Annotated in this window: 18 protein-coding genes; all 18 read right to left on the bottom strand. The window is 38.5% G+C overall.

The features are described 5' to 3' along the window. Positions 1 to 7: 7 nt before the first annotated feature. The 18 genes from EO113_RS00965 to EO113_RS00885 all read right to left on the bottom strand — a co-directional run bounded on the left by EO113_RS00965 (position 8) and on the right by EO113_RS00885 (position 8,983). A complete protein-coding gene (locus EO113_RS00965; protein WP_127135275.1) occupies positions 8 to 1,669 on the bottom strand; it encodes a terminase large subunit in 1,662 nt (553 codons plus the stop codon). Then, complete coding sequence (locus EO113_RS00960; RefSeq protein ID WP_127135274.1) at positions 1,666 to 2,028, bottom strand: hypothetical protein; 363 nt, start codon at positions 2,026 to 2,028, stop codon at positions 1,666 to 1,668. Before EO113_RS00960 ends, EO113_RS00965 begins: the two co-directional genes overlap by 4 nt. Positions 2,029 to 2,138: 110 nt before the next feature. Continuing rightward, positions 2,139 to 2,546 carry an HNH endonuclease gene (locus EO113_RS00955; RefSeq protein WP_164726278.1) on the bottom strand — a complete coding sequence of 136 codons (408 nt, stop codon included), beginning with the start codon at positions 2,544 to 2,546 and terminating at the stop codon, positions 2,139 to 2,141. A gap of 374 nt (positions 2,547 to 2,920) precedes the next feature. Then, a complete protein-coding gene (locus EO113_RS00950; RefSeq protein WP_127135272.1) occupies positions 2,921 to 3,283 on the bottom strand; it encodes a hypothetical protein in 363 nt (120 codons plus the stop codon). Between the two features lie 98 nt (positions 3,284 to 3,381). Continuing rightward, the gene (locus tag EO113_RS00945; RefSeq protein ID WP_164726277.1) at positions 3,382 to 3,795 is read right to left on the bottom strand and encodes a DUF5651 domain-containing protein; all 414 of its coding nucleotides are present in this window, start codon (positions 3,793 to 3,795) and stop codon (positions 3,382 to 3,384) included. 61 nt (positions 3,796 to 3,856) lie between these two features. Further along, positions 3,857 to 4,063 carry a hypothetical protein gene (locus tag EO113_RS00940; protein WP_127135270.1) on the bottom strand — a complete coding sequence of 69 codons (207 nt, stop codon included), beginning with the start codon at positions 4,061 to 4,063 and terminating at the stop codon, positions 3,857 to 3,859. 2 nt (positions 4,064 to 4,065) lie between these two features. Continuing rightward, a complete protein-coding gene (gene dut, locus EO113_RS00935) occupies positions 4,066 to 4,494 on the bottom strand; it encodes a dUTP diphosphatase (RefSeq protein ID WP_127135269.1) in 429 nt (142 codons plus the stop codon). Positions 4,495 to 4,624: 130 nt separating this feature from the next. Further along, positions 4,625 to 5,092, bottom strand: a complete 468-nt coding sequence (locus tag EO113_RS00930) for a hypothetical protein (RefSeq protein ID WP_127135268.1) — start codon at positions 5,090 to 5,092, stop codon at positions 4,625 to 4,627. After that, a complete protein-coding gene (locus EO113_RS00925) occupies positions 5,089 to 5,373 on the bottom strand; it encodes a DUF3310 domain-containing protein (RefSeq protein WP_206168638.1) in 285 nt (94 codons plus the stop codon). Before EO113_RS00925 ends, EO113_RS00930 begins: the two co-directional genes overlap by 4 nt. A 339-nt stretch (positions 5,374 to 5,712) precedes the next feature. Further along, positions 5,713 to 5,889, bottom strand: coding sequence for a hypothetical protein (locus EO113_RS08055; protein WP_164726275.1), 177 nt, complete (start codon positions 5,887 to 5,889; stop codon positions 5,713 to 5,715). A gap of 12 nt (positions 5,890 to 5,901) precedes the next feature. Beyond that, the gene (locus EO113_RS00920; RefSeq protein ID WP_127135267.1) at positions 5,902 to 6,120 is read right to left on the bottom strand and encodes a Lar family restriction alleviation protein; all 219 of its coding nucleotides are present in this window, start codon (positions 6,118 to 6,120) and stop codon (positions 5,902 to 5,904) included. Then, the gene (locus EO113_RS00915) at positions 6,113 to 6,559 is read right to left on the bottom strand and encodes a hypothetical protein (RefSeq protein ID WP_127135266.1); all 447 of its coding nucleotides are present in this window, start codon (positions 6,557 to 6,559) and stop codon (positions 6,113 to 6,115) included. Before EO113_RS00915 ends, EO113_RS00920 begins: the two co-directional genes overlap by 8 nt. A gap of 4 nt (positions 6,560 to 6,563) precedes the next feature. Then, positions 6,564 to 6,752 (bottom strand): hypothetical protein, encoded by a 189-nt coding sequence (locus tag EO113_RS00910; protein ID WP_127135265.1) that lies wholly within the window; start codon positions 6,750 to 6,752, stop codon positions 6,564 to 6,566. Positions 6,753 to 6,762: 10 nt separating this feature from the next. Then, complete coding sequence (locus EO113_RS00905) at positions 6,763 to 7,137, bottom strand: single-stranded DNA-binding protein (protein ID WP_127135264.1); 375 nt, start codon at positions 7,135 to 7,137, stop codon at positions 6,763 to 6,765. Then, positions 7,116 to 7,862, bottom strand: coding sequence for a hypothetical protein (locus EO113_RS00900; RefSeq protein WP_127135263.1), 747 nt, complete (start codon positions 7,860 to 7,862; stop codon positions 7,116 to 7,118). The genes EO113_RS00905 and EO113_RS00900 overlap by 22 nt, the downstream gene beginning before the upstream one ends. 161 nt (positions 7,863 to 8,023) lie before the next feature. Next, the gene (locus EO113_RS00895) at positions 8,024 to 8,347 is read right to left on the bottom strand and encodes an HNH endonuclease (protein WP_127135262.1); all 324 of its coding nucleotides are present in this window, start codon (positions 8,345 to 8,347) and stop codon (positions 8,024 to 8,026) included. A 4-nt stretch (positions 8,348 to 8,351) separates the two neighbouring features. Then, positions 8,352 to 8,684 (bottom strand): hypothetical protein, encoded by a 333-nt coding sequence (locus EO113_RS00890; protein ID WP_127135261.1) that lies wholly within the window; start codon positions 8,682 to 8,684, stop codon positions 8,352 to 8,354. Further along, entirely contained in the window at positions 8,681 to 8,983 is a 303-nt protein-coding gene (locus EO113_RS00885; RefSeq protein WP_164726274.1) for a LysM peptidoglycan-binding domain-containing protein, read from the bottom strand. The genes EO113_RS00890 and EO113_RS00885 overlap by 4 nt, the downstream gene beginning before the upstream one ends. Positions 8,984 to 9,029 lie beyond the last annotated feature (46 nt).

Here is a 9,029-nt window from a genome sequence, read left to right as displayed (position 1 = left end):
ACCTCCTTTAAATGATGTTGTGGTAATCTTCCTGGCAACGTTCATATTGCACGTAGGTATTTAAGAGCGATGCGAAACCATCTATTCGTTTCTTTGCATGAATTGATTTGACTGGTTGAATATTTCCATTCCTATCTATATCAATCTCTACATTGGCCATACACCACTTTAGAACAGGGTTATTACCGTAGTTAATACGATTACCCTCTAACTCTGCTCCAAGTGCCTTCATGGGCCCGCTAAGCGTTTTTTTACCTTGTATAACCGCTTCCATAACGGAACGTCCGAACTTGTTTTTCATATCTTCCACCAAATACGCAGCGCTCCATCCGTCATAGCCACATTTATACAAATAAATATCGTCTTCTTGTTGTAGCTCTATGAACCAATCCACTATCAATCGGTAATCGATTCTGTTACCTGGTGACTTACGAATGAATCCGCGCTTATACCATACATCGTAAGGTACTTTATCTTCCGCCACACGTTTATCAAATACCTCTTCTGGTATCCAATACATCTGCTTTACATACTTCACAGGATCATTAGGTACCATAAATAGCATAGTGGCACACGTAAGGTCTGTTGTGGCTGATAGGTCAATGCCACCAATGCCGTACCGTGGTTTTAGTATGGATATATCAAATTCGCTTGTGTTGTTAAGTTGTTCAAACGTAAGGAATACTTCGCTCGATGTTTCCCGAACGTTGAAATCCTTGGTCAAAAGGTTTGTGACGTAGATAGGATTGTTCTGTGCCGTCTTAACCTTATCTGCCAATTGCTCAATTTTTTTGATAGTGCCTAGACCAGGGTTCGCCTTTTGCCAACAACTCGGGTCAGTCCATTCTTTCCGTTTGTCTAACTCATAGACGATTGGTAAAATTCTTTCATTTTGGTATCCTTCTGGGTCATCATAGCCATCGACTACTTGGCATGCTTCGTCATATTTGATATCGTAGATATTTTCACGCACCGTCCCTGCCGTGGATGTAATCACCGTCAATGGTTGTTCCCTGGCACTCATTCCGTCCACGATAACATCATATAAATTTTTATCGGTGATGGCGTGCAACTCATCAATTAGGGCGCCGTGTACGTTCAATCCGTCAAGGCTATTCGATTCCGAAGACAGTGGTATAAACTTTCCTTCATTGGTGCTACTGATAATTTTATTTACCCGAATACTACATACCCTACTTAGTGACTTAGATTTTTTAATCATATTAGCTGATTCTTCCCATATGATTTTGGCTTGGTCACGTTTCGTAGCAGCGCTATAGATTTCTGCACCCATTTCACCATCAGCTATCAGCAAATATAAACCAATCGCAGCAGATAACGTAGATTTTCCATTTTTACGAGCCACAATTAAAATAAGCTCCGTGTATTCACGAAGCTTTGTATCTTTGTCTATAAAACCAAACAGTGCACTGACTAGTGCTTTTTGCCATAATTCCAATATAACAGGCTTACCCGACCATTTCCCCTTTGAATGCTTACAAAACATTTCTATAAAGTCGACTGCAAGCGCTGCACGGTCTTTATCATAGATGTATTGCCCTGGATTCTCTAACTTTTCTACTAAATGCTTATACACACGTCTCACTCGATCCGATGTGACTACCTCACCATCCACGATAGCGTTGTAGTATTCTCTAATCGGGTTCATCGATTGCTCACCCGCTTCAAGAACTCTTTAAATTCGTCATCCTCATCAACTGGTGTAGTACGTGGCAATTCAGCAAGTAGAATTTTTACAACCGCCGTATAGTTCTTCATCAACTGGTTATACGCCTTTGATTCAGTGCTTTCTTTTTTGCCATATTGGTTATTTCCATTTTGATATTCTTCAACAAATCCGACTTTTTCTAGTGCTGTTTGGAGCTGATCCAGTTGAAATTCCATGTGTACGGCTTGTTCAATGGCTTTTTTTATTAACTTCTTTTTTTCCAGTGATAAATCTTTGAAAATCTTGTTATATTCAGATATTCTCTTCTTTTTTGCCTTAGCCTTTTCATCGTTTGTCAACCTTCTCACGCTCCTTTCTTGCTATTGTTAACTACACCCCTCACGTGCGAGGCCTGTATGTTCTACGAATCTGCGGCCCCGGTGTGCAGTTTTTGATTATTTAGGCTGCTTTATGGGGGGGTGTTCTCATCAGTGTTATCAATATCATTTATCAAAATTACATCGCCATTCTCATCAAATGAAACCTCACGCTTGCGTGCTCGTAGTAACCTAGCGCCACTAGTCAATACTTCATGCTTGCTGTAGGTCTCCATCTCATGATGTATAGCATTATGGCATTCTATGCACAAGAACATAAGGTTATCCCAACCATAAGCAAGATTGTCATCTTGTATCGTCATGGCATCCATTGGCTTTTTATGATGCACTACCCATCGTTGCCGTGTGCCATCATCCTTAGTGCCTGTTTTATATCCCCCACACCGTTCGCATATATGTAGCTTTGATTTGGCATAGGCTTTAGCGCATCGTCGCCAACGCCTAGAGTTATAGAAGTTTTTAAAAATACCCTCGCTCATTTTTATAAGCATACCCCTTTTTTTGAAAGACACCCTTATTTCAATACATCGCTAGGACCTTGTTTGTATCGTCCCGACCGCTTCACTATGTTTGTATTCTTCTTGTTGATCAATGACGATGCAGGAGCATATGACTTGCACATACCGTCAATGTGTATCGCCTTGGCCTTACACCATCCCTTACAATTATTTAAGCATTGTTTTTTGTTGCAATGTACATCCGTCATATTCTCACCTCTTTTCTAAGATAAAAAGGACATCTAATGATGTCCCTTTAAACAAAAAATGACATCGCAGCATTTGATGTCATTTTTTGTGGTTTTTATATTTTTATGAAAGTAGGTTGATTGTTAAACCTTTACACTAGTATTATATCATTTCATTTTGCCAACTATGCCAACTCTTGCCAACTCTTCTTCAAATTTTTTTACAGCAATAGGATGTATTTTTTTTCTTAGCCATTCACGGCTAACTCCTATCATGCTAGCGATGTCTCGCCAGTTTTCGTGAAATAAATACCGTTGACGAATTACGATAGCATAGGTTTGATCTGGCATTCTGTCTAGCACATCATTAATAGTTTCTAAAAAATCATATAATTCTTTTTGTAACTCAATCAATTCCTTGCGCCTTTTTTCGATTCTGTAAATCCTATCCGCAATGTCGCTAGGTGTTCCGCCGTCGACATGACATGCTGAATAATCCGTGGCTCGTAATCCATCTATTTGTGATTTCATTTGTTGGAGCTGTTTATACACATAATCTATGTCTCTATTTAAATTTTTAATCTTCATTAACATTTCATGTATTGTCAACGTATCACCTCACTTTATTATTAATCCCTAATGAAATTGCCGTCCGCATCATATAGAACTCGGTAAGGACAATCCTCGGTCTCTTCATGGATCATTGGCACTGACATATTAATCAATGCACATTTTAATTCGCATGAATTGTGGTCTTTTCGTTCGCATTTGATACAGTTCGCTTCAAATGCCTTTTGCGCCAATGTTCTAACCCATTCATCTTCTTCACTCTCTTTTTCTTTACGAGTGAATACATTAGATGGCACCACCTCAATCGTTTTATCACGAATCAACCGCAACATTTGTGCCCTCTGATTATCATCTAAACTTTCCATGATTTCACCAAATAGCGTGTTGGCATGTGTGCTAATTGTCGATGCCTTTTGCTTTTGTGCCCCATCTAACTTTAGGCTTTCACTTATGTTTCTTGTTTCACTAGCCATTAGTGCTAGTATCAATAGATGGGTTTTGTTTTGCTTGTTTAAATATTTCAGCTTCATTCAATCAATCCCATGTTATTGCTTGACCATAATAATCATATAGTTCCCAATATTCATATTCACTTATCACTGGTCTTAGTTTTACCAATAAATCCCATGCTTTATCCATTAACACCTTGAACTTCTTATCATGTTTACCTTGCCAGTATTCCATCGTCAATGTGAGTTCATTGAGTTCCTCTTTTGCTTGTTTAATTTCTTCTTCCGTCATTTTTATACTCCAGTACTTCCAAACCTACCATGACCACGTTTTGTTCCAGATAATAATTTCACCTCTTCAAACTCTATCTTAGGAATTGGTAATATGATTCCTTGGGCGATTCTGTCGCCTTTTTTAATCAGTGTAGGGCAAATATCATTGTTTTCATATAGTGCATGAATAGTACCTCTGTAATCACTGTCAATTACTCCCACGCTATTGGCCATTCGCAAAGGTGTATTTTTTCCTATACTTGAACGAGGAAAGAGTAACATTACATGCCCCTCTGGCACTTCTAAGGCTACTCCTAAATCGATTGCCATTACTTCTAATCCTTTAATATCTACTTCCTCTGCACTGTAGAAGTCAAACGCCCCTGCTCCATCAGTTGCATATGTAGGGATTCTACCATTTTGATGTGTTCTCTGAATTTTTACTTTCATTTTTCCTCCTTTTAAGATTGTGATATCTTTTATTGCAACAGAGATTCGACAATCCCTTTACACTCAGATGACATACAGCGCAGCATAAGCAGTCGTCTCTTATTTTGATTATTTAAATATTTAATCGCCATTACTCTATATCCCTGTCGCTTACTGTAAACAATTCAAGATGTAACTTTAATAGCTTTATACAAGCCGATAATCCATCCATAAAGTCTTCCGGTTCCACTAGAATATCTCGTTGCAAACTTTCAGAACTAGTGAGTTCTGCTTCTACTTGCTCTAGTAAGCACACCACACCGGCGATACGCATATCATTATCTATTTGGGACCGTTCTGAATCTAATATGTCAAGTAATACTGCTTTCGCCGCTTCTATTTCTATACGTAATTTTGATGTCGTCGCTGATAAATCTGCTATGTCTACCACGTTCGAATCTCTATACTGTAGACAGTAATTTGGTGGGAATTGTATGTGCTTAATTTCCCCCTTCATAGAATCCAATACATGAAATGACATACGAATAACCCAGTCAAATTGTTTATTTTTATATTCTCTTATCGTTGCTTTCACCATCGTTGTCAATAGTATTTTCATTCGTCCATCTCCTTAACTAGCCACTCCAAATACTTCATCGCTTTTTTTGCATCTTGTACCGCATCATCCTTTTTGCCTAGCCGATGTAAATATTTCATAGCATTCCCTTTTAACCACCCTTGAAATTCTTCAGGGGTTAGAGTGGCTTTAATTACATCAACAGACTCAATATCTAATCCACGCAATTTATAGTGCTTAGGACTATTTACCATGTCTTCCGCTTCTTGTGTTTTCTTTGCTGGATAGCTTGCTAATACTTCACCCATTCTTGATGTTTTCATTTTATTGCTCCTCTTGCTGCTTTTCTTATTTTGTACTGTTCTTTATTGTATTGTGATTCCCCTATTTTTCTACATTTTGGTGAGCAGAATCTGCAGCGTTTATCGGTTCCCAAAAACTCAGCTCCACATACATTACATGTGCATGAAGTGTTTTTCGCCTTCTTACGTTTAGGCTTATGATCCGCCCATCTTATACTATCTTCTTTTCCACCTTGTTTTTCTTCCTTTTTGTAGGCACGCTCTTTTATTTCCGTTTCAGTTAGTTCCTTTGGCCACCCTACACCTTTTGCACACGATCTGCACCGCATCATCGTATAGTTAGGCGGTGTGAATGTCTTATTACATCCCTGGCATTTCCTTTGCATGTTGATTCTCCCTTATTCTTCTTAAAATTTCTTCATAACTTTCAATGATTACGTCAGCCACTATTTTGGCTTCATCTTCTGTCATTTCTACATCTTTGAATAACTCACTGCAGTGTTTGTTCCATAAGTAGCTGAACATTGGCAAGTTCATTAATGCTCACCCCTATCTACGATTCCATGCCCTAACCATTGCCAAATACTGTGGTTCATCTTCAAACGATACTATGGCACTACATTTATCACACACCACCATATTATGCTTGGCACCTGTTCCAACCCCTACAATGGTTCTTACTTCTTTGTTATTACAAAATGGGCACGGCAATAGTCCATGCTTGTTTTTTTCTTTACGCATCATATCTCCTTCTCTAAGATTACTCATCGAATAGATTTTCTTGCGCCCTTCTACCTTTAATGTACTCAATCGTTTCAAGGATCATAGTTTGAACCGATTCTAATTCATTGTCATCTATTCCTATCCACTCTGTTGTAAATTTAAATGATTTATCTTCTGTTATTGCTTTTCCATTGAATCGAATGTGCGATGGTATTCTAATCTCTTTTCCTTCCATCTTTGTTGAAATATACTTTAATTCTAGTTGTCTTAGTAATACCTTTGCCCCTTTGAATACTGATGTCCCTGTGATGTCTTTGTGGTGATTATGGATAATTTTTTCTAAGCCTTCCCATGCATCATATAGGGACTGTCTACCTTCCTCTTTAAGGCGCATGACATATCCACACCGAGTACCTGTGTCACTATTTTTGATATACTCAAAGACCTGCGTTTCTCCTACGATTGAAATTTTTCTGATAATCACCCAATCACTCCTTCCTTGCCTTATAACTTTTACACGTGTCGCATTTTGCGGCCAACACTACATGCATTCTCCCTACCATTACATTGTGAATATGGTGTGGACATTCCATTGTGGTACGTACGATGCCTTTGTCATTCATTCCATGGCTGTGGATACACGTCTTGGCTTTCTTATGTTCTTTTTTTCGTCCCATACTTCACTCCTTAAAATGGTATTTCGTCTCTGCGTTCATCTGCAAATGAATCAAAATTTTCATTCCCCTTGTTATTAACAAACGGTGCTACCATGACGTTCGATGCTTGCACATGCCAGGTGTAAATAGTCCGACCATTCTTTTCGTATGATCCTGTACGCAACTCTCCAGTTACTAGCACCGCATCACCTTTTACTAATGCCCCAAGTTCTTCTGCCTGATTCCATGCATTCACTGGAATGTAAGATACGATTTGTTTTTCTTCAGATATTTTCTTATTTGCAGCAACTACAAAATATGCCACTGCCTTGCCTGTGCTTGTATAACGCACTTCAGCACTTTTTACCAAGTGCCCTGCTACTGTTACGTGATTGACATTTTCCATCTATGCCTCCTGGTATCTAATTTAATTAATTTGTAAAATCTATATGGATATCCCTCCAAGTTTACTCCCTCAATTAGACTATCTTTGTCAAGGTAATATCCATCTGGTACGTGAATATCATCACGCCACCGATTCGATGCCAAAGTTCTTGTACTTTCTTTTGGTTTCTCTAAATTCGTACTTGCGTACCACCTTCTTTTGAATACTTCCACTTTCTCATAATTCTCTGTTTTCGTTTCTTTCAATAGATATGATGCCAGTGCCGTGGCATCTTCTGCCTTGCCATGATACACCCTCATATCTACGTAGCCATGTGACCATAATGCTTCTATCATTTCTGTTGTGATTGGAAATGCATTGTTGATTAGCATGTGAAAGTGTACTCTATTCACACCTTCTACCACATATATATATTTGAGTGTTTCACCATTTTTCTTGTAGAGTCGCTGCATTCTCTTTATCATGTTCTGCATGCAGTGCCTAGCATCTTCAAATGTCACCTTTTCTTTGAATGTAAATGTTAGGTACCAATCCATAGATATGAAATTTGTATCTATCAAAGCACATAATTTTACCTCTGCCCGTTTAGCATTATATTTTTTTATCGCTTCGGGGCTGACATTTTCTTTTTTTCTTCGTCCCTTTCCTTTTACGTAGGATCTACCCGTAAGATAATCCCATGTGAATTTTATATTTCTTGTTGTAATGGTCTTTCTCTTACGCATAATATTTCCTTATGTCTGAGTTAATAATATATACTATCAAGTTATAAATTAACGGCTTACTACCGCTATTTATAGATGTTTTTGTAGACATATGGTATACTGTATGTGAGTGGTTTTTTATGACCTTATGTCTGCAAGCCGATAGAGCACATGCGTGTGCTCTATTTTTTTTGCCTAATTAATTGTTGCAATACTTTTTGGATTTCTTTTGCATTGGATCCGTGCGCCCTGGTGTGATGACATTCCCAACATAAGCAACATAGATTATCCAAATCATTGGTGCCGCCTGCTGACCGTGGTACAATGTGATGAATCTCTTGGTATGGTTGATAACAAAGTATACATCTATCTTCATCCCGCTCTCTCACTTGTTTACGCACACGGTTTAATTCTCTTTCATATTTAGCCCCTTTCTTTCCTTGTTTCTTTAGGGGAGTATACCGCTTTAATGGCGTTCGTGCCCTCAATCCTTTTCTTGGTCTCATTCTTTTATTTCACCTCGTTCCATTCTCGTCCCAATTGTGCTTCTACAATACGCAACTCTAGTTTCCTCACATTGATAGCTTCCTGGGCGTTAATATATAGTGCTTTGGCAATATCTCGTTCTTGCCGTAATTCACTGATAATAGGATCCCCCAGCACGATGTCATTAATGACCGATACTGGAGTCTTCTTTTCTCGCTCACATAATACTAATTTTCCTTTGGCCACTTTGTATGTGGCTTCTTTTTTTGCCAAGTCCATTCCTCTTTCTTTGGCAATCCGTAGGGCTTGGTTCATCCCTCTACGTAATTCATGTAATTCAATGAGTAAATCGCTCATTGCTTTGGCATCCGAATTTTAATTACCTGCCCTGCATTAAGTGTGTCCTGGATTTTATTATCTTGTTTAATTTGATAGATTACCTGTTGTGCATTCACCGATTCCCCCATCAAATCTTTCACAATCGACCATAATGTGTCACCTTCTTCTACCTGGTACATGATCGTAATAGTTTTTTTCTGTGTTTCTACTGATGTACTTTCACTGAATACTTGTACAATCCCCATAATCAACACCAGTACGATAATAATAGCTCCGATGATTCTCCCCCATCGTGGCTTAAAGTTATTGCTTTTCATGTGTATTCCCTCCTTCTTTATATGTGCAGTGTGTACTGCCCCTTGA

This window comes from Veillonella sp. 3913 (assembly GCF_003992235.1).
Lineage (GTDB): Bacteria > Bacillota > Negativicutes > Veillonellales > Veillonellaceae > F0422.
This window is presented reverse-complemented; position numbering and strand designations above follow the sequence as displayed.

What these genes read in the sequence shown, in the direction of transcription:
- EO113_RS00965 (WP_127135275.1), bottom strand. Translation starts at nt 1,669, where the DNA reads ATGAACCCGATTAGAGAATACTACAACGCTATCGTGGATGGTGAGGTA.
- EO113_RS00955 (WP_164726278.1), bottom strand. Translation starts at nt 2,546, where the DNA reads ATGAGCGAGGGTATTTTTAAAAACTTCTATAACTCTAGGCGTTGGCGA.
- EO113_RS00950 (WP_127135272.1), bottom strand. Translation starts at nt 3,283, where the DNA reads ATGAAATCACAAATAGATGGATTACGAGCCACGGATTATTCAGCATGT.
- EO113_RS00945 (WP_164726277.1), bottom strand. Translation starts at nt 3,795, where the DNA reads ATGGCTAGTGAAACAAGAAACATAAGTGAAAGCCTAAAGTTAGATGGG.
- EO113_RS00940 (WP_127135270.1), bottom strand. Translation starts at nt 4,063, where the DNA reads ATGACGGAAGAAGAAATTAAACAAGCAAAAGAGGAACTCAATGAACTC.
- dut (WP_127135269.1), bottom strand. Translation starts at nt 4,494, where the DNA reads ATGAAAGTAAAAATTCAGAGAACACATCAAAATGGTAGAATCCCTACA.
- EO113_RS00930 (WP_127135268.1), bottom strand. Translation starts at nt 5,092, where the DNA reads ATGAAAATACTATTGACAACGATGGTGAAAGCAACGATAAGAGAATAT.
- EO113_RS00925 (WP_206168638.1), bottom strand. Translation starts at nt 5,373, where the DNA reads ATGAAAACATCAAGAATGGGTGAAGTATTAGCAAGCTATCCAGCAAAG.
- EO113_RS08055 (WP_164726275.1), bottom strand. Translation starts at nt 5,889, where the DNA reads ATGAACTTGCCAATGTTCAGCTACTTATGGAACAAACACTGCAGTGAG.
- EO113_RS00920 (WP_127135267.1), bottom strand. Translation starts at nt 6,120, where the DNA reads ATGAGTAATCTTAGAGAAGGAGATATGATGCGTAAAGAAAAAAACAAG.
- EO113_RS00910 (WP_127135265.1), bottom strand. Translation starts at nt 6,752, where the DNA reads ATGGGACGAAAAAAAGAACATAAGAAAGCCAAGACGTGTATCCACAGC.
- EO113_RS00905 (WP_127135264.1), bottom strand. Translation starts at nt 7,137, where the DNA reads ATGGAAAATGTCAATCACGTAACAGTAGCAGGGCACTTGGTAAAAAGT.
- EO113_RS00900 (WP_127135263.1), bottom strand. Translation starts at nt 7,862, where the DNA reads ATGCGTAAGAGAAAGACCATTACAACAAGAAATATAAAATTCACATGG.
- EO113_RS00895 (WP_127135262.1), bottom strand. Translation starts at nt 8,347, where the DNA reads ATGAGACCAAGAAAAGGATTGAGGGCACGAACGCCATTAAAGCGGTAT.
- EO113_RS00890 (WP_127135261.1), bottom strand. Translation starts at nt 8,684, where the DNA reads ATGAGCGATTTACTCATTGAATTACATGAATTACGTAGAGGGATGAAC.
- EO113_RS00885 (WP_164726274.1), bottom strand. Translation starts at nt 8,983, where the DNA reads ATGAAAAGCAATAACTTTAAGCCACGATGGGGGAGAATCATCGGAGCT.